Source organism: Pseudomonas nitroreducens, assembly GCF_014204515.1.
GTDB classification, from domain to species: domain Bacteria; phylum Pseudomonadota; class Gammaproteobacteria; order Pseudomonadales; family Pseudomonadaceae; genus Pseudomonas; species Pseudomonas nitritireducens_A.
In genome coordinates, this window is sequence record NZ_JACHLI010000009.1 from 149,473 (window position 1) to 168,282 (window position 18,810).

Sequence of the window (18,810 nt, forward strand, 5' to 3'; positions counted from 1 at the left end):
AGGCAAAAGCACAAGGGCCGCATCAGCGGCCCTTTTGCGTTCTCGGCAGACTACTCATTTCCAGGTGAGGACATCCCAGCCCATCTTCTGCGCATGCTCCAGCAGCACCGGGTCGGCATTCACCACGTGCGGATGGCCCACGAGCTTGAGCAGCGGCAGGTCGTTGCGCGAGTCGGAGTAGAAGTGCGCGTCGGCCAGTGGGCTGTCGTCGCCTTCGAGCAGGTCGAGCAGGCGCAGCACCTTGCCTTCGCGGTAGGTGAGGGTGCCGACGGTGCGGCCGGTGTAGTGGCCGTTGAGCACTTCCAGGTCGATGGCCAGCACTTCATCGATACCGATGCGTTCGGCGATGGGCTGCACCAGGTGCACGCCGGAAGCGGAAATCACCAGCGGGCGGTCGCCGGCCTCGCGGTGGCGGGCGAGGGTGGTGCAGGCGTCGCTGTGGATCAGCGGCTCGATCACGTCCTCGACGAAGGTTTCCACTTCCCGCTCGACTTCATCCACGCTGCGCCCGGCCATCGGCTCAAGGGCGAAGGCCATGTAGTCCTCCATGGGCAGCTTGCCCTGCGCGTACTGCGCCATCAGTTCGGCGTCGCGCTTGAGGAACGACTCCGCGTCCACCCAGCCCAGATCGGCCATGCGCCGGGCCCACAGGCTCGCGCAGTCGCCGTCGATCAGGGTGTCGTCGAGGTCGAATATCACCAGGGCCATCAGGCCACCTCCCGAATGCTTTCAATGTCTACTTGCAGGCCGAGCTGGGTGCCCGCCGGGTACAGGCGCTCGGCGCTGCGGTTGAGGACGTCCACGGTCAGCTCGACGCCGGCGGCGTCGACCCGGTAGCGGATCACGTTGCCCAGCAGGCTGTGGGAGAGTACCCGAACCGGGATGCCTTCGCCCGGCTCCACGCTCAGGCGCAGGGACTCGGGGCGGATCGCCACCTGCTGGCGGAACGGGCGGTCCAGCAGCTTCGTCGCCTGGGCCGCGTCGAGCAGGTTGTAGTTGCCGATGAAGCCGGCGGCGAAGGCGTTTTCCGGCGCGGTGTAGAGGGTCTCGGCATCGCCGCTCTGGACGATGCGTCCGGCGTTCATCAGGACGATACGGTCGGACAGCGTCAGCGCTTCCTCCTGGTCGTGGGTGACGAAGACCGTGGTCAGTTTCAGCTCCTGCTGGATGCGGCGGATCTGCTCGCGCAGGTGCTTGCGGATGCGCGCGTCGAGCGCCGACAGCGGTTCGTCGAGCAGCAGCAGGCGTGGGCGGGTGACCAGTGAGCGGGCCAGGGCGACGCGCTGGCACTGGCCGCCGGACAGCTGGTGCGGATAGCGCGCCGCGAGCGGGCCTAGTTCGACCATCTCCAGCGCTTCCTTCACCCGCTGGGTGGACTCCGCGGCTGGCACCTTCTGCATGCGCAGGCCGAAGGCGACGTTCTGCTCCACGGTCATGTTGGGGAACAGCGCGTAGCTCTGGAACACCATGGCGATGCCGCGCTTCTGCGGGCTCCTGGGCACGATGTCTTCGCCGTCGAGGTGGATCCTGCCGCTGTCCACCGGTGTCAGCCCGGCGATGCAGCGCAGCAGGGTGGATTTGCCGCAGCCGCTGGGGCCGAGCAGGGTGACGAACTCGCCGCGCTCGGCGGCGAAGTCGATGTCCTGGAACACCGTGGTGCTGCCGTAGCTCTTGTTCAGTGTCTCGACGCTGAGGAAGCTCATGCCTTGTCCTTGCTTAAACGGTTGGCCGCCCAGGTGAGCAGCAGGACGAAGAGGAAGTAGGAGACCACCACCGCGCTGGTGTAGTGGCCGCTGCTGTTGCGCATGTTGTTGAGGAACACCTGCAGCGTCTCGTAGCGCGTACCTACCAGCAGGTTGGCGAAGACGAACTCGCCGATGAGGAAGGAGAACGACAGGAACAGCGCCACCATCAGGCCCTTGCGCAGGTTCGGCAGCACCACCAGCAGGGCGGCCTGCCAGGTGCTGGCACCGAGCAGGTGGGCGGCGTCCATCAGGTCGTGCAGGTTGATCGCCTGCAGGTTGTTGCTGATCGCGCGGTACATGAAGGGCAGGGCGATGGTGAAGTAGCAGCCGATCAGGATCCACGGTGTACCGACGATGGGCAGCGGGCCGGAGGCGTAGAGCTGCAGCAGGCCCACCGAGGACACCACCGGCGGCACCGCGAAGGGCAGCAGGATCAGCACGTTCATCAGCGCATCCAGGCGCGGGAAGTAGTAGTGGATGACGAACATCAGCGGCAGCACCAGCACCACGCTCAGCACCAGCGCGCCGAAGCACACCAGCAGCGACTGGCCGAAGGCGATGAGGAAGCGCGGGTCGCTCCACAGGGTGAGGAACCACTTCAGGGTCAGCCCGTCGGGCAGCACGCTGGCGCTCCACGAGGTGGCCAGCGAGTACAGCAGGGTGGCGGCCAGCGGCACCAGCAGGATCAGGAACAGCGCGTAGACCACCACGCGGTGGTACAGCGCGTCAGCGTTTCTGGACATGGTAGCTCCGGCGCAGCAGCCACTGGTGGGCCAGGGTGATGATGGTCATCAGGCCGACCAGCACCATGGCCAGGGCGCTGGCCATGTTCGGGTCGAGAAACACGTCGCCCGAGACCAGCCCGGCGATGCGGATCGGCACCACGTTGAAGTTGCCGGTAGTCAGCGAGTAGACCGTGGCGTAGGCGCCCAGCGCGTTGGCCAGGAGGATGACGAAGGTGCCCAGCAGCGCCGGCGTCAGCACCGGGATGCCGATGTGCCGCCAGAACGCCCAGTGGCTGGCGCCCAGCAGCGCGGCGGATTCGCGCCAGTCCTCGCGCAGGGCGTCGAAGGCCGGGTAGAGCAGCATCACCCCCAGGGGAATCTGGAAGTAGGTGTAGAGGATGATCAGGCCGGTCTTGGAATAGAGGTTGAAATCCTCGATCCAACCCGCCTGTTTCAGCAGCAGCGTGATGGCGCCGTTGAAGCCCAGGATGATGATGAAGGCGAAGGCCAACGGCACCCCGGCGAAGTTGCTGGTCATGTTGGCGAAGGCCATCACGAAGTCGCGCAGCCTGGTGTTCACCTGGCGCAGCGAGTAGCTGCCGAGCACGGCGATGAGCAGCCCGATCAGGCTCGACCACACCGAGATTTCCAGGCTGTAGCGGATCGCCTGCAGGTAGAACGGCGAGTCGAAGATCTCGCTGAAGTTGCCCAGGCCCCAGCCGTCGCCGGTGCGCACGCTGTTGATCATCACCCACAGCAGCGGTGCCAGCTGGAAGGCGAAGAAGAACAGCGCGAAGGGCAGCAGGCAGAGCAGGGCGAAGAGCTTTCCGGTATTCGATCTCATGCCTTGAGCAACTCCCGGCAGAGCGGTTTGTCGTGGGGCGCGCCGAGAATCTCGCACAGCGTGCCGCACAGTTCGACCTGACGTGGACGCGCCTGGTCATCGAGGCTGAACGCCTCGCCGAAGACGAACAGTGGCACTTCGCGCTCCTCGGGGAGGATGCCGCCGTGGCTGCGGTCGTCGTTCATGCCGTGGTCGGCGGTGACCATCACCTGGTAGCCGGCGGTCAGCCACTGGTGCAGGTATTCGGAGAGGATGATGTCGGCGTGCCGCGCGCTGTTGCGGTACTGCGGCGTGCCCAGGCCGTGCTTGTGCCCGGCGTCGTCGATGTTCATCGGATGCACCAGCAGGCAATTGGGCGCATGCCGGCGGCGCAGCGATTCGGCGTCGGTGAACAGGTGCGAGTCGGGGTAGTGGTCGCTCCAGTAGAAGTGGCCGTGCTGGATCGCCAGGGATTCATCGTCGGTGTGACGGTCGCGGGCCGGATCGAAGGGCGTGCGGTTGTACAGCTCGCTGACCCAGTGATAGGCCGCGGCGGCGGTGGTCAGACCGGCCTCGCGGGCGTAATGGAACAGGCTGCGCTGGTTGGACAGGCGCGACACGTCGTTGTGCAGGATGCCGCTGTCGATCGGGCGCACGCCGGTGAGGATGCATTCGTAGAGCGGGCGCGACAGCGAGGGCAGCTCGCATTCGAGCCGGTAGAGCTGGCCGCGGCCGGCACTGCACAGGGCCTGCAGGTGGCCCATGCAGTCGTGGGCGACGCTGTAGTTGAGGCCGTCGAGGACGACCAGGATGACGTCGTGGCGCATGGGACGGGGCCTTTGTCGAACGCTGCCGCCCCGGCGCGGGCCGGGGCGGCCGGGGGTCATTGCATGTTGATGATGACGCTTTCCTGCCACATCCGCGGCAGACGCTTGGAGGTCTCTTCCCAGGCCTTGGCGTCCTTGATCGGCTGGGCCTTGGCGTACTGCTCGTTGGGCAGCAGCTTGGCCTTCACCTCGGCCGGCAGGGTCAGGTGCTCGGCACGGATCGGCCGCGCGTTGCCCTTGGCCAGGTTGATCTGCCCGGCGTCGCTGAAGATGTACTCGCGGGCGAGCTTCGCGGCGTTGGGGTTCTTCGCGTACTTGTTGATGATGGTGGTGTAGCCGGAGATCACCGAGCCGTCGGAGGGGATCAGCACTTCGAAGCGCGACGGGTCGATCTGGTCGCGGTAGCTCAGGCCGTTGAAGTCCCAGACGATGCCGACTTCCACTTCACCCTTCTCCAGGGTGTTGATCACCGGGTTGGTCAGCGACAGGCGACCCTGCTTGGCCAACTGGGCGAAGAACTCCAGGCCCGGCTTGATGTTCTTCTCGTCGCCGCCATTGGCGATGGAAGCGGCCAGCACGCCGTTGACTGCCTGGGCGGCGGTGCTCACGTCACCCACGGTGACCTTATACTTGCCCTTGAGCAGGTCGGCCCAGCTGTGCGGAACGTCCTTCACCAGCTGCTTGTTGACGATGAAGGCGATGGTGCCGGTGTAGGCGAGCGCCCAGTGGCCGTCCTTGTCCTTGGCCCAGTCCGGCACCTGGTCCCAGGTGCTGGGCTTGTAGGGCTGGCTGACGTCCTGCTGCACGGCAATGGGGCCGAAGGCAGCGCCGACGTCACCGATATCGGCGCTGGCGTTTTCCTTCTCGGCCTTGAACTTGGCCAGCTCCTGGGCCGAGCTCATGTCGGTGTCCATGTGCTTCAGGCCGTACTTGCTTTCCAGGTCCTTCCAGGTGTCCTTCCAGTTCGCCCAGCTGTCGGGCATGCCCACGCTGTTGACCTGGCCTTCCTTGCGGGCGGCGGCTTCCAGCGATTGCAGATCGGCGTCGGCCGCCATGGCGAGGCCGCTGCCAATGGCAATGGCCGATCCCAGCAGTGAAGCAAGCAAGCGTTTCATTCGGTGCTCCTTCGGTTCGGTATGTAGCAACGTGGTCTAGATCAGCAAGACGCAGGCCAATCTAAGCGGGACGGATGACAGTTTGATGTAACCCCCGAGCGCGCCGGGTCTGCCTCTGGCGTCCACAGCGTCGTCGGGAAAAAGCGTAGACCATGGCAGATACCCTGATCCGCCTGGGCTACGCTGGTGTCGTTATCTGGCATGGGCGCTGCTTGCCAAGCCGCTGTCACGGGACGGTCATCGGCCTTTCCTAGGATGACCGCACCCCGTGAGGGGAAAGAAATGCCCTGTTCTGGGGCTGGACTAGTCCAAAAGAGGGAAAGGAATGCGCGATACGGCGCTACCCACGGTGACTGCGATCTGCCGCGCGCTGATCGAGCAGATCGACAGCGGCCTGCTCAGCGCCGGCGGCAAGCTGCCGGCCGAACGCAAGCTGAGCGAGTTGTTCGACACCACGCGCATCACCCTGCGCGAGGCGCTGGGGCAACTGGAGGCGCAGGGCCTGATCTACCGCGAGGAGCGCCGCGGCTGGTTCGTCTCGCCGCCGCGTCTACTGTACAACCCGCTGGTGCGCAGCCACTACCACGCGATGGTCGAAGGCCAGGGGCGGGTCGCGGCGACCGAGGTGCTGTCGGCGCGGCAGGTGCCGGCCAGCGCGGCGATCTGCGAGCTGCTGGAGCTGCCGGCGTTATCGAGCGTCTACCAGATCCGTCGGCTGCGGCGGGTGGACGGTCGGCTGGTGCTCTACGTCGAGCACTACCTGAATCCGGCGTACTTCCCCGGCATCCTCGACAGCGACCTGACCTGCTCGCTCACCGAGCTGTACGCCAGCCGCTATGACATCCGTTATGGCCGCGTGCGTTTCGACATGGTGCCCACGGCGTTGCACGGCGAGGCGGCCAGCGTCCTGCGCGTCGCCGAAGGCAGCCCGGCGCTGCGCATCACCCGGATCAATCGCGACCAGCACGGGCGCATCATCGACTGCGACCTGGAGTTCTGGCGGCACGATGCCATCCATGTGAGCGTGGAAGTGCCGGACTGAGAGTGGGCCTGTAGGAGCGAGCTTGCTCGCGAACGGATTTCCCGGTGACGCTGGCGCTGGGCGGGTTCGCGAGCAAGCTCGCTCCTACAGCGGGGCAGTCCTCTGCCAGAGGGAAAGGGGACGTTCGGTGCAGGATGAAACCATCGCGTCAGCCGGCACGGACAGCTCCCTCTCCCTCAGGGAGAGGGTTGGGGTGAGGGGAATCGCTGGTACAAGCACGCCCGAAAAGACAGTTGCCCTGCAGGGAAACTCAGCGATCCGGGTTCCACTCCGGATAAGCCGGAATCCCGTCCTGCGCCAGCCACGGGCGATCGTGGGACACCCAGATATGCCGTGCCGGCCGCGTGCCGGGATCGTCGTCCAGGCTGGCCACGCGGACAATCACGTGGGGTTGGCCGGCATGCTCGGCGATCAGTTGCGTTCCACAGCGTGGGCAGAACTTGCGCAGCTTGCCGGGCGAGGATTCATACGCCGCCACCTGGTCTTCGCCGCGGGTCCAGCGGAAGTGCTCGCGCATTACCCCGGCGGTGCTGGCGAAGGCCGCCGAGTGGGCCTTCTGGCAGGTCAGGCAGTGGCAATGGCCGATGGGCATGTCCAGGCCATCGATCTCATAGGCGATGTCGCCGCACAGGCAGCTTCCGTTGAAGGACATGGCGGGTTCTCCTCACAAAAAGAAAAACGCCCGGCGGGCGCCGGGCGTTCGGGTCAGGGCAGGTCGGCGCTGTCGTAGAAGGCTCTGAGCACCTTGGCCAGGTAGTGCAGGTCCTGGCTGCCGGCCAGCTCGCGGATGGAGTGCATGGCGAAGGTCGGCAGGCCGATGTCGACGGTGCGCACGCCGATCTGGCTGGCGGTGATCGGGCCGATGGTGGAGCCGCAGCCCATGTCGCTGCGGGTCACGAAGCTCTGCACCGGCACTTCGTTTTCCAGGCACAGGTGGCGGAAGAAACCGGCGGTCTCGCTGTTGGTGGCGTAGCGCTGGTTGCTGTTGATCTTGATCACCGGGCCGCCGTTGAGTTTCGGGCCGTGGTTGCCGTCATGCTTGTCGGCGTAGTTGGGGTGCACGCCGTGGGCGTTGTCGGCGGAGACCAGCAGCGAACGCTGCACGGTACGGGTGAAGGCGTCGCCTTCGGGCAGCAGGCGGCGCAGCACCTGTTCCAGGAACGGGCCGTCGGCGCCGCAGGCGGAGCAGGAGCCGACTTCCTCGTGGTCGGTGCAGACCAGCACGCCGCTCTGCTCGTCGCTGCTGCCCAGCAGGGCCTGCAGGCCGGCGAAGCAGGACAGCAGGTTGTCCAGCCGGGCGCCGGCGATGAAGGCCTGGTCGAGGCCGATCACGGCGGCGCGCTGGGTGTCGTAGAAGCTCAGCTCGTAGTCGAGGATGGCGTCGGCGGTGATGCCGTGCTCCAGCTGCAGTTGTTCGCCGAGCAGGTCGCGGAAGTCGCGGGTCTCGCCAGCGGCAACCTGGGCGAGGATCGGCGGCAGTTCGGTCTGCGCGTTGATCGACCAGCCGAGGTTGGCTTCGCGGTTGAGGTGGATCGCCAGGTTGGGGATCACCGCGATGGGCGCCCGGAAATCGATCAGCTTGCTCTCGACCTTGCCGGCCAGGCGGAAGGTGACGCGGCCGGCCAGAGACAGGTCGCGGTCGAACCAGGGGGCGAACAGCGCGCCGCCGTAGACTTCGACGCCCAGCTGCCAGTAACCGTTGCGCACCAGTTCGGGGTTGGGTTTGACGCGCAGGCAGGGGCTGTCGGTGTGCGCGCCGACCAGGCGCAGGCCGTTCTCCAGCAGCGGCGCGGTGCCCAGCTTGAAGGCGATCAGCGAGGAATCGTTGCGGGTGACGTAGTAGCGACCACCGGCTTCGGTGCGCCAGGCGTCGCGCTCATCCAGGCGCTGGTAACCGGCTTCTTCGAGACGAAGGGCGAGGGCCTGGGTGGCATGGAAGGGGGTAGGGGAGGCCGCGAGGAAATCGATCAGGCCCTGGTTGAGTTCTGCACGCATGGGTAACTCCGGACAGCGAATGGCCGGAAGTTTAACGTAAATGCGCGAATCTGCGGCTGGGGCCGCGCGCCCTCAGCCAGGACGCGCGTAGGAGCGGACTCCGTCCGCGATCGATTTCCGGCTGCTGCGAGCAGGCCGGGGGCAGATCGCGGACGGAGTCCGCTCCTACGTTAATAAGAAGCTCGAAGCATCAGAACGGCGCGGGCGACTCGAAGCGCAGGCGCTCGCCGGTCTGCGGGTGGGTCAGGGCCAGCATGCTGGCGTGCAGGCACAGGCGGTCGCGCAGTTCCAGGGCTTCGCCTTCGGCGTACAGCCGGTCGCCCAGCAACGGGTGGCCGATGCTCAGCATGTGCACGCGCAGCTGGTGCGAGCGGCCGGTGATCGGCGTGAGCTCGACGCGGCTCCAGTTGCCGTGGCGTTCCTGGACGCGCCAGAAAGTCAGCGCATGCCGACCCTGTTCGAAGTCCACCACATGGCGCGGCTTGGTCGGCGGGTCGTAGCGCAGCGGCGCTTCGATGCGGCCGCTGTCCAGTTCGGGTTCGCCCCAGCACAGCGCGGTGTAGGCCTTCTCGGTCTCGCGGTCGTGGAACTGGCGGGACAACTCGCGGTGGCTGTCGGCGTCGCGGGCCAGCACGATCAGGCCGGAGGTTTCCCAGTCCAGGCGATGGACGATGCGCGCTTCCGGGTAGCCGTTCTCCTGCAGGCGGGTGATCAGGCAATCCTTGTTGTCGTCCGCGCGACCAGGCACGGAGAGCAGCAGGGTGGGCTTGTTCACCACCAGCAGGGCGGCGTCCTCATGGACGAATTCGATCTGGGAAAGCGGCATGGAAACTCGTACGGGAATAATGAATGAGACAGAAACGACTGCGGCGGCCGAGGCCGCCGCAGATTCACCCAGGCCGGATCAACGCTCCGGCAGGGTGATGTTGAGTTCTAGGATCGAACAGCTGCCTTGGTTGGCCAGCTCGACCTGAACCTGTTCCTGGTCGATGGGCACGTATTTGCGGATCACTTCCAGCAGGTCTTTCTGCAGCTGCGGGAGGTAGTCCGGTTGCGAACGGTTGCCGCGCTCATGGGCGACGATGATCTGGAGTCTTTCTTTCGCGATGGAGGCGCTGTTTTGCGACTTCCGGCTGCGGAAGAAATCTAAAAGGCTCATTCACGTCCTCCGAACAGTCTCTGCAGGAATCCTTTCTTCTGCACATCGAGGAACCGGTGGGGCATTTCCTTGCCCAGCAGGCGCTCGACGGCATCGCTGTACGCCTGGCCGGCGTCGCTCTCTTCATCGAGGATCACCGGCACGCCCTGGTTGGATGCCTTGAGCACCGCCTGGGATTCGGGGATCACGCCGAGCAGGCGGATGGCCAGGATTTCCTCGACGTCCTCGACGCCGAGCATTTCGCCCTTGGTGACGCGCTCGGGGTTGTAGCGGGTCAGCAGCAGGTGTTCCTTGATCGCGTCCTCGCCTTTCTCGGCGCGGGCGGACTTGCTCGCCAGCAGGCCGAGCATGCGGTCGGAGTCGCGGACCGAGGAGACTTCCGGGTTGGTCACGACGATCGCCTCGTCGGCGTAGTACATGGCCAGGTGGGCACCTTTCTCGATGCCGGCCGGGGAGTCGCAGATCACGTAGTCGAAGGTCTGCTTGAGCTCTTCGATGACCTTGCCGACGCCTTCCTGGGTGAGGGCGTCCTTGTCGCGGGTCTGGCTGGCGGCCAGCACGAACAGGTTTTCGAGGCGCTTGTCCTTGATCAGGGCCTGGGTCAGGGTCGCTTCGCCGTTGATGACGTTGACGAAGTCGTACACCACGCGGCGTTCGCAGCCCATGATCAGGTCGAGGTTACGCAGGCCCACGTCGAAGTCGACGATGACGGTCTTGTGGCCGCGCAGGGCCAGGCCGGTGCCGATGGCTGCGCTGGTGGTGGTTTTACCGACGCCACCCTTACCGGAAGTGACTACGAGGATCTTGGCCAAGGTGATTCACCCCAAAGAAAAAACGAAGAATTCTGGTCCCTGAAAGTCGCGGCAGTATCCGTTAAAGGCGGGTGATGTTCAACACGTCACCCGACAGGCTGACGTGCACCGCCTGCCCCCATTGCGGACTGCGTCGAAGGTCTTCGGCGACCTTGTAATTGCCGGCGATGGACACCAGTTCGGCGGCCAGCTGCTGGCAGAAAATACGTGCGCTGGTGTCGCCCTTGACGCCAGCCAGGGCACGTCCGCGCATCGGACCGTACACATGGATATTGCCGTCGGCGAGAAGTTCCGCACCCGGGCTGACGGGGGCGAGGACGATCAGGTCGCCACCGGCGGCGTAGATCTGCACGCCGCCGCGGACCGGGGAGGTGACCAGCTTGGTCGGACGGACCACCGGTGCCGGCGGTTCGGCGGGTTTTTCCGGGGTGGCCTCGGGGGCCGGCTGCGGCGTTTCGGCAGTGGCCTCGGCCGCTGTGTCCGCCGGTTTCTCCGGCTGGGCCTGCGCGGCTTGCTCCGCCGGTTTTTCGGCCGGTGCGCCGGCGCCGGCGGCCTGCTCGACCACCTTCTCGGAGAGCTTCTCGCCCCGTGGGCGGCGTACCGGTGCGGCGCCGGTCACCTGCGGCACGGCGTCCCTGGGCTCCACCGGTCGCTCGCGGGAGGAGCCCGACGGCGGCAGCACGGGGATGTCGAACATGGTGGCCAGGCGGATGTCTTCCTCGCGGCTGGCGCGGATGGCCAGGGTGCGCAGGCCGTGGCGGCGGCAGATGTCCAGCACGCCCTGCAGGTCGAGCTGGCCTTCGCCGTCGGGCAACTTGTCCAGCGCCAGCACCAGCGGTGTGTCGCGGAAGAAGTTGGGCGCCTGGGCGACCTTGTCGGCGAGCTGGCGATCCAGGCGCGGCAGGTCGTTGTGGGCCAGTTCCAGGACGGTGACGGCCAGCATGCTGCCCTTGAGCTGGAATACGGGATCTTGGTCGAGAAGGTCAGCTTGGCTCATGGTCGGACTGCGTCGTCAAAATGGTTGGACTTATAGCGGACCGCCCCGGCAGCCGCAAGCGTGGCGGATGGCTAGGCATGCGGGAGGCGCAGGACGTGTCGGCAAGGTAGAATGTCGGGCTTTGATCGTGACCGGAAAGTTCCATGGACCGCCCCAGCTTTCGCCAAGAATTCCTCCATCCCCGCCACTGGCCGCTCTGGCTCGGCCTTGGCGTGCTGTGGCTGGTGGTGCAGTTGCCGTACCCGGCACTGCTGGGCCTGGGCCGTGCCCTGGGGGCGCTGATGTACCGCGTGGTCGGCAGCCGCCGCGCCATCGCCGCACGCAACCTGGAGCTGTGCTTCCCGGAGTTCTCGGCCGCCGAGCGCAAGCGCCTGCTCAAGGAGAACTTCGCCTCCACCGGCATCGCCTTCTTCGAGATGGCCATGAGCTGGTGGTGGCCCAAGGCGCGCCTGGCCAAGCTGGCCCATATCGAAGGCATCGAGCACCTGAAGCAGGCCGAGGCCGAAGGCAAGGGCGTGATCCTCATGGCCATGCACTTCACCACCCTGGAGATCGGCGCGGCGCTGCTGGGCCAGGTGCAGACGATTGATGGCATGTACCGCGAGCACGACAACCCGGTGTTCGATTTCGTCCAGCGCACCGGCCGCGAGCGGCATAACGCCGACGCCACTGCCATCGAGCGCGAGGACGTGCGCGCGATGCTCAAGGTGCTGCGCGCCGGCCGCGCCATCTGGTACGCCCCGGACCAGGACTACGGCGCCAAGCAGAGCCTGTTCGTGCCGCTGTTCGGCATCCAGGCGGCCACCGTCACCGCCACCACCAAGTTCGCCCGCCTGGGCCGCGCGCTGGTGCTGCCGTTTACCCAGTCGCGTCTGGCCGATGGTTCGGGCTACCGCCTGACCATCCATCCGCCGCTGGAGGATTTCCCCGGCGAGAGCGAAGAGGCCGACTGCATCCGCATCAACCAGTGGGTGGAGAGCGAGATCCGCCGCCAGCCCGAGCAGTATCTGTGGGCCCACCGCCGCTTCAAGAGCCGCCCCGCAGGCGAGCCGAAGCTCTACGACAAGAAGTAGCGCTGCCGCGGACTACGCTGGAACCGACGAGACAAGGACTTCTGCCGTGACCGACTCCGCCAACTCCCAGCAATGCCCGGCCGTCACCGGCCTGATCCTTTCCGGCGGCGGTGCGCGGGCGGCCTACCAGGTCGGCGTGCTGGCGGCCATCGCCGAGCTGCTGCCCGAGGGCGCGGAGAATCCGTTTCCGGTGATCGTCGGCACCTCGGCGGGCGCCATCAATGCCGTCGGGCTGGCCTGCGGCGCGCTGTCCTTTACCGGCGCGGTGGAGCGCCTGACCCAGGTCTGGAAGGGTTTTCGCACCGGCCAGGTGTACCGCGCGGACTGGCCGGGCGTGTTCAGCCAGGCCCTCAAGTTCCTCGGCCACAGTCTGCTCGGGCTGGGCAAGCGCGAGCCGGTGGCGCTGCTGGACAGCTCGCCGCTGCAATACCTGCTGGAGCGCGAACTGGACCTCTCCGGCATTGCCGCCGCCGTGCGCCGGCGCAACCTGCGTGCGGTGGCGGTCACTGCGTTCGGCTACGAATCCGGCCAGGCAGTGACCTTCTACCAGGGCCGCGCCACCATCGATCCCTGGCTGCGCCATCGCCGTATCGGCGTGCCGACGCGCCTGCAGATCGAGCACCTGCTGGCCAGTTCGGCGATTCCGCTGCTGTTCCGCCCGGTGAAGATCCTGCGCGAGTACTTCGGTGATGGCGCGGTGCGCCAGCAGGCGCCGATCAGCCCGGCGCTGCACCTGGGCGCCAACCGCGTGCTGGTGATCGGGGTCAGCGGCAATCCTGCGCCGGGCAGCGCCAGCGAGGCGCCCGCCAATGAGCGCACGGGCCAGCCGCCAAGCCTGGCGCAGGTGGGCATCCATCTGCTCAACAGCACCTTCATCGACAGCCTGGAAGGCGATATCGAGTTGCTGCACCGGATCAACTTCCTCAGCTCGCTGGTGCCCGAGGAGTCGCGCCGGGCGACCCTGGGGCTGGCGCCGGTGGACGTGCTGCTGATTTCACCGAGCAGGCCGCTGGACGAGATTGCCGCGCAATACCGACATGAGCTGCCCAGGGCGTTGCGCCTGTTCCTGCGCGGGCCGGGGGCGACCAGGGCGAGCGGGGCGGGGGTGCTCAGCTACCTGCTGTTCGAGCCGGGCTACTGCAATGCGCTGATCGACCTGGGGTACCGCGATGCCATGGAAAAGCGCGCGGAAATCGCGCGCTTTCTGGGGATGGAGGATTGGTCGCTCTGACCGAGCGCTTTTCCGATGCGAAGAACCTCGGGAATGGCGTAGGGCGAATAACGCCTCAGGCGTTATCCGCCTGGGTGGCGGATAACCCGTTCCGGGTTATGCGCCCTACGCCATGGCAGGCCCAGCGACGGATTCCCCCGCCGGCGTAGGAGCGGACTCCGTCCGCGATGAATCCCCGCAGCGTCGGTGGCCAATCGCGGACGGAGTCCGCTCCTACCCAAAGCCTGCCTTTGTACGTACGGCGCAGTGGCGGATAACCCGTTCCGGGTCATGCGCCCTGCGCCATGGCAGGCCAGCGACGGATTCCCCCGCCGGCGTAGGAGCGGACTTTGTCCGCGATGAATCCCCGCAGCGTCGGTGGCCAATCGCGGACGGAGTCCGCTCCTACCCACGGCCAGCCTACGTACGCGCGGCTCAGACGGCAAACACACCATCGCGGTAATCGCGCAGGGCCTGCTCGATTTCCTCGCGGCTGTTCATCACGAACGGGCCGTACTGCACGATCGGTTCACCCAGCGGCTTGCCGGCCAGCAGCAGGACGCGTGCGCCCTGGGCGCTGGACAGCTGAATCTCGTCGCCCTGGCCCAGGCGTACCAGGCGGTTGGTGGCGACGGTTTCGTCACCCCGTTCGCCCGGCACCTGCAGCGAGCCTTCGTAGACATACAGCATCACCCGGTGCCCCGCCGGAATCCGCGGAGCCACGGAAGTGCCTGCCGGCAGAACCAGGTCGTAGTAGTGCGGCTCGGTGCCGGGGCGCTGTACGGCGCCATCGGTGGCCGTTTCACCGTCGTCGAAGCGCCCGGCGATCACGGTCACGCCTACACCCTGAGCGGTGGTCAGCTTCGGCACGTCCTCGGGTTCGATGTCGCGGTAGCCGGCCGGAGCCAGCTTGTCCTTCGCCGGAAGGTTGAGCCAGAGCTGGAAGCCGCGCATGGCGCCTTCGACCTGCTCGGGCATCTCGCTGTGGATGATGCCGTGGGCGGCGGTCATCCATTGCACACCGCCGGGCTTGAGCAGGCCGGTGTTGCCCAGGTGGTCCTCGTGGCGCATGCGCCCTTCGAGCATGTAGGTGACGGTCTCGAAACCGCGATGCGGGTGGGCCGGGAAGCCGGCGATGTAGTCGTCGGGGTACTGCGTGTCGAACTGGTCGAGCATCAGGAACGGATCGAAGCGCTCGATGCCGGCGCCGCCGATCACGCGGGTCAGGCGCACGCCGGCGCCGTCGGAGGCCGGGTGGCCGATGTGCTGGTCGATCACGGTACGCAAGCGGGTCATGGGGACCTCCTGGATCTGTGGATGGCGATCATCCTAGTCCCAATGGATGGATAAATGGTTGCGACTTTTTCAGGTTAACTATCGATGGATTCGATGGTTGGCGGGAAAGAAAACCGCCGCCCGAAGGCGGCGGTTGGGATTCACTCCTGAATCTGCAGGCGCCGGGCTTCGGTGTAGAAGTAGCGCAGCTTCTCGTACTCGAAGGGCGTGTTCATCTGCCCGTAGCGGAAGCTGTTGCTGTAGCGGCGGTCGACCACTTCCAGGGCCGGCAGCTCCCAGTAGGAGTTGCCCAGGGTGGCGACGTTGAGGAAGTCGATCTCGCGCACGGCGATGAAGTCGGTGACCAGCCCGCCGGTGTCGCGCAGGTTGGAGGGGCCGAGGATCGGCAGCATGACGTAGGGGCCGTCCGGAACGCCCCAGTAGCCCAGCGTCTGGCCGAAGTCCTCGCGCAGCTTGGGCAGCCCCATGGCGCTGGCCGGGTCCCACAGGCCGGCGATGCCGAAGATGGTGTTGAACAGCAGCCGCGCGGTGCTGTTGGCGGCACGTTCGCCCTTGAGCTGGGCGACGCTGTTGAGCAGGGTCGGCACCTCGCCCAGGTTGCTGAAGAAGTTGCTCACGCCGGTGCGCACGAAGCTGGGGGTGACGTACTCGTAGCCGTGCACCACGGGCAGGAACACCCATTCGTCGAAGCGGTAGTTGAAGTGGTAGACCCGGCGGTTCCACGACTCCCAGGGGTCGTAGACGTTGAGGGCATCGAGGGTGGCGCGCTCGAACTCGCGCTGGTCGAGGCCGGGGTTGAATTTCAGCGCGTCCAGCGGGTGCTTGAAGCCGTCGTCGTCCGGGGCCATGTCGAAGGCGGTGGAGGTCGGCGTGCGCACCGGTTGCGGATCGGCGGCCTGGGCGAAGCCACAGGCCAGCAGCAGGGCGAGGGTCCAGGAATGGCGAAGTGGCATGGAATCAGTTCCCTGTCTGCACGGTGGCCAGGCCGTCGGCCGCGACCCCCTGTCCCTTGAAGAAGCCCAGCATGTCCTGGGCGTTCACGCGGTAGTTGAGGTTGCCGCAGTGGCCGCCACGCGGGTAGAGCGTCAGGCGGTCGCCGAAGGTCTTGCGCAGGAAGCCGATGTCGCCCGGGCCGAGGATGACGTCGTCGGCGTTGTGCATCACGGCGATCTTCGGGCTGTCGTGCAGGTAGTCCTTGAGCGCGTAGAGGCTGACCTGCTCGATCAGCTGCGGCAGGCTGCCGCCGTCGTACTTGGCGCGCCACAGCGGCATCAGCTGGTCGGTCATGTAGCACTCGAAATCGCACTGCATGGAGCGTTTGAAGAAGGGCGTGAGGCTGGTGCCCTCGGTGATCGGGTACTTGGGCGGGGTGATCAGGCCGCGGCGGTTGATCAGGTCCGAGGTGAAGGCGATGTCGGCGGAGGAGAAGCGGAACACCGCGCCGATCAGCATGGCCATCTCTTCGTTGGACAGGTGCTGCTTGGACTGCTGCAGGTCGAAGAGGAAGGCGTCGTTGATGTCGACGTAGCCCTTCTGGTTGAAGTAGCGGGTCAGCTTGGCCAGCACCACCTGGTAGAAGGTCTTGGAATCGGTGATGCCCTTGACCTCGGTCTGCACCAGCTTGTCCAGGTTGCTCACCGAGGTGTAGAGGTTCACCGGCGGGTTGAGCAGCAGCACGCGCTTGAAGTTGAAGCTGCGGCGGGTCTCGTCGAGTTTGCTGACGAAGGCGGCGTGCAGCGCGCCCAGGCTGTAGCCGGTGAGGTAGTAGTCGGTCACCGGCAGGTCCGGATGCTGCGCGCGGATGGCCTGCATGACCCGGTACAGCTCGTCGGCGTCGTCCGGCGTATAGCCCGGCGTGGCGATGCGCGAGGCGCCGACCATGAAGTCCCAGCTGGTGGGCGAGGAAATCTGCACCACGTGGTAGCCGGCCCCGTAGAACAGGCGTTTCAGGTATTCCGGCGTGGTGCTGGCGTAGTTCGCGCCGGTGCCGGCGATGATGAACACCAGCGGCGCCGCGTGCTTCTGCCAGGCGAGGCGGTAGTGCAGCTTCTTCACCGGCCAGAAGTTGCTCGGCAGCTCGTACTCGCGCTCCGGGCGCAGCTTGAGTGCATAGTCGGACTGGCGGATGTCGTCATCGGACGGCAACTCCGGGCGCAGGTCCGGCGGGGTGGTGGCGATGGTCGCCTCGAACGGGTTGAGCAGCGGATAGCCATAGCTGGCCTGATCCACATCGCGGGCGAACGCGGGCCCGGCGAGCCCCAGGGCGAGGCCGCCGATCAGGACGGCCACGCGGCGTAGAAATGTCATGGTTCGGAGTCCTTTCAAGAGGAGGCCAACTCTAGACTGGCCGCCGATTAAGACCAGCGCATTGCCGACAAGTGCGATCGGCGTTCAATCCTTGCGTGCGAGGTCACGCAGCGCGTCGCCGGTTAGACGATAGACGCTCCATTCGTCCTGCGGGCGCGCGCCCAGGCGGCGGTAGAAGCCGATCGCCGGCTCGTTCCAGTCCAGCACCGACCATTCCAGGCGACCGCAACCACGCGCCACCGCCAGCCGCGCCAGTTCGCTGAGCAGCGCCTTGCCCAGGCCGGCGCCGCGGGCGGCGGGGCGTACGTAGAGGTCTTCGAGGTAGATGCCCGGCTGGCTCAACCAGGTGGAATAGTTGTGGAAGAACAGCGCGAAGCCCTGGGGCTGGCCGTCGACTTCGCCGATCAGCACCTCTGCATAGGGGCGCGGGCCGAACAGATGGTCGTGCAGGCGCTGGGCGTCGGCCTGCACCTCATGCACCAGCTTTTCATAGTCGGCCAGCTCGCGGATCAGTTCGAGGATCAGCGGGATGTCATCGGGGGCGGCGGGGCGCAGGGTGACGCGGGGCATGGCAGTTCCTCGTGGCGCGAAACCCGTCGAGCATGCCCAAAGGCCGGAGTCGCTGGCAACCTTGCCGCTCAGTAATGCTCCAGGCTTTCCACCCAGATCAGTTCGCAGGCGCCGGCACCGGTGTCCTCGCGGGTCAGCGAGCTGACCCAGTGCCAGCCGTCGTCGGCCTGCACGCGCACCAGCTTGCCGGACAGGCGGACGTGCTCGCCGGCGCTGACCTGGGCCAGGGTGCGCGCCACGCTGTCGTTGGCCGGGATCATGTGCATGTTGGCGCTGTGGGTCTCGATCTCGCGGCGCGGGATCGGCATCGGGTCGGCGTTCCAGTGGTACCAGCGGTTGCCCTGGGTGATCCGGATGCCGGCCAGCACCCGCGGATCGTCCATCGGCCCCCAGCCCAGGGCGAGATCGGTGGGCGACAGCTCGGCCTCGCGGCCCAGGTGGTAATCCTCGCGGCCCAGCACCCGCGCCTCGATGCTGAAGTCCTGCAGCGGGTAGATGGCATAGCGCTCGACGCGAAAGCCGCCATCAGGCAGTGCCTGGCTCTGCTGTGCGGGGGAGTGCGGGCGCTCGGTCGGCCACAGCCACCAGAAGCTGGTCGCCGTGCAGACCAGCAGGAACAGGGTCGATCGCTTCATCGCAGGCTCCGTGGATGAGCGAATTCTACGCAGGAAGCGGCGCCCCTTGCATCGGCCTTTGCGCTGGTTATGCTGGGCGCCGAATTTCCCCTGCGAGGTGGTGGCGCCATGCCCCGTCGTTTGCTCCTGATGGTCCTTCTGCTCGCCCTGGGACTGTGGCTGGCCGCCAGCTACGGTGTGCGCTTCGGGCTGATGGAGGATGGCCGCTGGGTCGGCCTCTGCGCCGACGACGCCACGCGCTGGGAGTGCGGCCTGCGCTCGCAGCTGGGTTGGGCGATCCACTTCGGTGTGTTCGGCAAGCTGGCGCTGGGGCTGTCGCTGCTGGCTTTCTGCGTACCCCGCCAGGCGGGCTGGTGGCTGGCGGTGCTGGCGATGCTGGTAACGCTGCCGGCGCTGGCGCTTTACAACGCCGGCTTCGCGGTATTCGCCGTGGTCCTGGCGGCGCTGCGCCTGGTCCGCACGCCGAAGGCTGGGTGACG

General features: G+C 66.5%; 21 protein-coding genes. 4 read left to right on the forward strand and 17 right to left on the reverse strand.

The annotated features are described in order from the left end of the window. Positions 1–54: 54 nt before the first annotated feature. The 6 genes from HNP46_RS13930 to HNP46_RS13955 are packed head-to-tail and all read right to left on the reverse strand — an operon-like array spanning position 55 to position 5,235. A complete protein-coding gene (locus HNP46_RS13930) occupies positions 55–708 on the reverse strand; it encodes an HAD family hydrolase (RefSeq protein WP_184589794.1) in 654 nt (217 codons plus the stop codon). Next, positions 708–1,703, reverse strand: coding sequence for an ABC transporter ATP-binding protein (locus HNP46_RS13935; RefSeq protein ID WP_184589796.1), 996 nt, complete (start codon positions 1,701–1,703; stop codon positions 708–710). Before HNP46_RS13935 ends, HNP46_RS13930 begins: the two co-directional genes overlap by 1 nt. Continuing rightward, entirely contained in the window at positions 1,700–2,488 is a 789-nt protein-coding gene (locus tag HNP46_RS13940) for an ABC transporter permease (RefSeq protein WP_184589798.1), read from the reverse strand. The genes HNP46_RS13935 and HNP46_RS13940 overlap by 4 nt, the downstream gene beginning before the upstream one ends. Beyond that, a complete protein-coding gene (locus HNP46_RS13945) occupies positions 2,472–3,314 on the reverse strand; it encodes an ABC transporter permease (protein ID WP_184589800.1) in 843 nt (280 codons plus the stop codon). Before HNP46_RS13945 ends, HNP46_RS13940 begins: the two co-directional genes overlap by 17 nt. Beyond that, entirely contained in the window at positions 3,311–4,120 is an 810-nt protein-coding gene (locus HNP46_RS13950; RefSeq protein ID WP_184589803.1) for an alkaline phosphatase family protein, read from the reverse strand. The genes HNP46_RS13945 and HNP46_RS13950 overlap by 4 nt, the downstream gene beginning before the upstream one ends. A 56-nt stretch (positions 4,121–4,176) precedes the next feature. Continuing rightward, positions 4,177–5,235 carry an ABC transporter substrate-binding protein gene (locus tag HNP46_RS13955; RefSeq protein ID WP_184589805.1) on the reverse strand — a complete coding sequence of 353 codons (1,059 nt, stop codon included), beginning with the start codon at positions 5,233–5,235 and terminating at the stop codon, positions 4,177–4,179. Between the two features lie 325 nt (positions 5,236–5,560). Between HNP46_RS13955 and HNP46_RS13960 the strand changes: the two genes are divergently transcribed. Beyond that, complete coding sequence (locus tag HNP46_RS13960; protein ID WP_184589807.1) at positions 5,561–6,277, forward strand: UTRA domain-containing protein; 717 nt, start codon at positions 5,561–5,563, stop codon at positions 6,275–6,277. Positions 6,278–6,527: 250 nt separating this feature from the next. Here the strand turns inward: HNP46_RS13960 and HNP46_RS13965 are convergent, their stop codons facing one another. The 6 genes from HNP46_RS13965 to minC form a co-directional block, all read right to left on the reverse strand. Continuing rightward, positions 6,528–6,929 (reverse strand): GFA family protein, encoded by a 402-nt coding sequence (locus tag HNP46_RS13965; RefSeq protein ID WP_184589809.1) that lies wholly within the window; start codon positions 6,927–6,929, stop codon positions 6,528–6,530. 53 nt (positions 6,930–6,982) lie between these two features. Beyond that, positions 6,983–8,272 (reverse strand): M18 family aminopeptidase, encoded by a 1,290-nt coding sequence (locus HNP46_RS13970; protein WP_184589811.1) that lies wholly within the window; start codon positions 8,270–8,272, stop codon positions 6,983–6,985. Between the two features lie 190 nt (positions 8,273–8,462). Beyond that, positions 8,463–9,098 (reverse strand): RluA family pseudouridine synthase, encoded by a 636-nt coding sequence (locus tag HNP46_RS13975; protein ID WP_184589814.1) that lies wholly within the window; start codon positions 9,096–9,098, stop codon positions 8,463–8,465. A 78-nt stretch (positions 9,099–9,176) separates the two neighbouring features. Next, the gene (gene minE, locus HNP46_RS13980) at positions 9,177–9,431 is read right to left on the reverse strand and encodes a cell division topological specificity factor MinE (protein WP_015478210.1); all 255 of its coding nucleotides are present in this window, start codon (positions 9,429–9,431) and stop codon (positions 9,177–9,179) included. Then, positions 9,428–10,243: a septum site-determining protein MinD gene (minD, locus tag HNP46_RS13985; protein WP_184589816.1), complete on the reverse strand. Its 816-nt coding sequence runs from the start codon at positions 10,241–10,243 to the stop codon at positions 9,428–9,430. Before minD ends, minE begins: the two co-directional genes overlap by 4 nt. Positions 10,244–10,304: 61 nt before the next feature. Further along, positions 10,305–11,240, reverse strand: coding sequence for a septum site-determining protein MinC (gene minC / locus HNP46_RS13990; protein WP_184589818.1), 936 nt, complete (start codon positions 11,238–11,240; stop codon positions 10,305–10,307). 143 nt (positions 11,241–11,383) lie between these two features. Here minC and HNP46_RS13995 point away from each other — a divergent pair, with 143 nt between their 5' ends. Both HNP46_RS13995 and HNP46_RS14000 read left to right on the forward strand, forming a co-directional pair. Next, positions 11,384–12,313 (forward strand): lipid A biosynthesis lauroyl acyltransferase, encoded by a 930-nt coding sequence (locus tag HNP46_RS13995; RefSeq protein ID WP_184589820.1) that lies wholly within the window; start codon positions 11,384–11,386, stop codon positions 12,311–12,313. 46 nt (positions 12,314–12,359) lie between these two features. Continuing rightward, complete coding sequence (locus HNP46_RS14000) at positions 12,360–13,544, forward strand: patatin-like phospholipase family protein (RefSeq protein ID WP_184589823.1); 1,185 nt, start codon at positions 12,360–12,362, stop codon at positions 13,542–13,544. Positions 13,545–13,958: 414 nt separating this feature from the next. Here the strand turns inward: HNP46_RS14000 and HNP46_RS14005 are convergent, their stop codons facing one another. The 5 genes from HNP46_RS14005 to HNP46_RS14025 form a co-directional block, all read right to left on the reverse strand. Beyond that, entirely contained in the window at positions 13,959–14,819 is an 861-nt protein-coding gene (locus tag HNP46_RS14005; RefSeq protein ID WP_184589825.1) for a pirin family protein, read from the reverse strand. Between the two features lie 140 nt (positions 14,820–14,959). Then, complete coding sequence (locus HNP46_RS14010; protein WP_184589827.1) at positions 14,960–15,772, reverse strand: MlaA family lipoprotein; 813 nt, start codon at positions 15,770–15,772, stop codon at positions 14,960–14,962. 4 nt (positions 15,773–15,776) lie between these two features. Continuing rightward, positions 15,777–17,126, reverse strand: a complete 1,350-nt coding sequence (locus HNP46_RS14015) for a serine/threonine protein kinase (RefSeq protein WP_184589829.1) — start codon at positions 17,124–17,126, stop codon at positions 15,777–15,779. Positions 17,127–17,210: 84 nt separating this feature from the next. Beyond that, entirely contained in the window at positions 17,211–17,696 is a 486-nt protein-coding gene (locus HNP46_RS14020; protein WP_184589831.1) for a GNAT family N-acetyltransferase, read from the reverse strand. A 68-nt stretch (positions 17,697–17,764) separates the two neighbouring features. Then, complete coding sequence (locus HNP46_RS14025) at positions 17,765–18,331, reverse strand: hypothetical protein (protein ID WP_184589833.1); 567 nt, start codon at positions 18,329–18,331, stop codon at positions 17,765–17,767. Between the two features lie 108 nt (positions 18,332–18,439). On the opposite strand from HNP46_RS14025, the gene HNP46_RS14030 reads away from it, so the two are divergent. Further along, positions 18,440–18,808, forward strand: coding sequence for a hypothetical protein (locus HNP46_RS14030; RefSeq protein ID WP_184589835.1), 369 nt, complete (start codon positions 18,440–18,442; stop codon positions 18,806–18,808). Positions 18,809–18,810: the final 2 nt, after the last annotated feature.

Bases quoted from the DNA above. Each gene is read 5' to 3' on its own strand.
- HNP46_RS13930 (WP_184589794.1), bottom strand. From the start codon at position 708: ATGGCCCTGGTGATATTCGACCTCGACGACACCCTGATCGACGGCGAC.
- HNP46_RS13935 (WP_184589796.1), bottom strand. From the start codon at position 1,703: ATGAGCTTCCTCAGCGTCGAGACACTGAACAAGAGCTACGGCAGCACC.
- HNP46_RS13940 (WP_184589798.1), bottom strand. From the start codon at position 2,488: ATGTCCAGAAACGCTGACGCGCTGTACCACCGCGTGGTGGTCTACGCG.
- HNP46_RS13945 (WP_184589800.1), bottom strand. From the start codon at position 3,314: ATGAGATCGAATACCGGAAAGCTCTTCGCCCTGCTCTGCCTGCTGCCC.
- HNP46_RS13950 (WP_184589803.1), bottom strand. From the start codon at position 4,120: ATGCGCCACGACGTCATCCTGGTCGTCCTCGACGGCCTCAACTACAGC.
- HNP46_RS13955 (WP_184589805.1), bottom strand. From the start codon at position 5,235: ATGAAACGCTTGCTTGCTTCACTGCTGGGATCGGCCATTGCCATTGGC.
- HNP46_RS13960 (WP_184589807.1), top strand. From the start codon at position 5,561: ATGCGCGATACGGCGCTACCCACGGTGACTGCGATCTGCCGCGCGCTG.
- HNP46_RS13965 (WP_184589809.1), bottom strand. From the start codon at position 6,929: ATGTCCTTCAACGGAAGCTGCCTGTGCGGCGACATCGCCTATGAGATC.
- HNP46_RS13970 (WP_184589811.1), bottom strand. From the start codon at position 8,272: ATGCGTGCAGAACTCAACCAGGGCCTGATCGATTTCCTCGCGGCCTCC.
- HNP46_RS13975 (WP_184589814.1), bottom strand. From the start codon at position 9,098: ATGCCGCTTTCCCAGATCGAATTCGTCCATGAGGACGCCGCCCTGCTG.
- minE (WP_015478210.1), bottom strand. From the start codon at position 9,431: ATGAGCCTTTTAGATTTCTTCCGCAGCCGGAAGTCGCAAAACAGCGCC.
- minC (WP_184589818.1), bottom strand. From the start codon at position 11,240: ATGAGCCAAGCTGACCTTCTCGACCAAGATCCCGTATTCCAGCTCAAG.
- HNP46_RS13995 (WP_184589820.1), top strand. From the start codon at position 11,384: ATGGACCGCCCCAGCTTTCGCCAAGAATTCCTCCATCCCCGCCACTGG.
- HNP46_RS14005 (WP_184589825.1), bottom strand. From the start codon at position 14,819: ATGACCCGCTTGCGTACCGTGATCGACCAGCACATCGGCCACCCGGCC.
- HNP46_RS14010 (WP_184589827.1), bottom strand. From the start codon at position 15,772: ATGCCACTTCGCCATTCCTGGACCCTCGCCCTGCTGCTGGCCTGTGGC.
- HNP46_RS14015 (WP_184589829.1), bottom strand. From the start codon at position 17,126: ATGACATTTCTACGCCGCGTGGCCGTCCTGATCGGCGGCCTCGCCCTG.
- HNP46_RS14020 (WP_184589831.1), bottom strand. From the start codon at position 17,696: ATGCCCCGCGTCACCCTGCGCCCCGCCGCCCCCGATGACATCCCGCTG.
- HNP46_RS14025 (WP_184589833.1), bottom strand. From the start codon at position 18,331: ATGAAGCGATCGACCCTGTTCCTGCTGGTCTGCACGGCGACCAGCTTC.
- HNP46_RS14030 (WP_184589835.1), top strand. From the start codon at position 18,440: ATGCCCCGTCGTTTGCTCCTGATGGTCCTTCTGCTCGCCCTGGGACTG.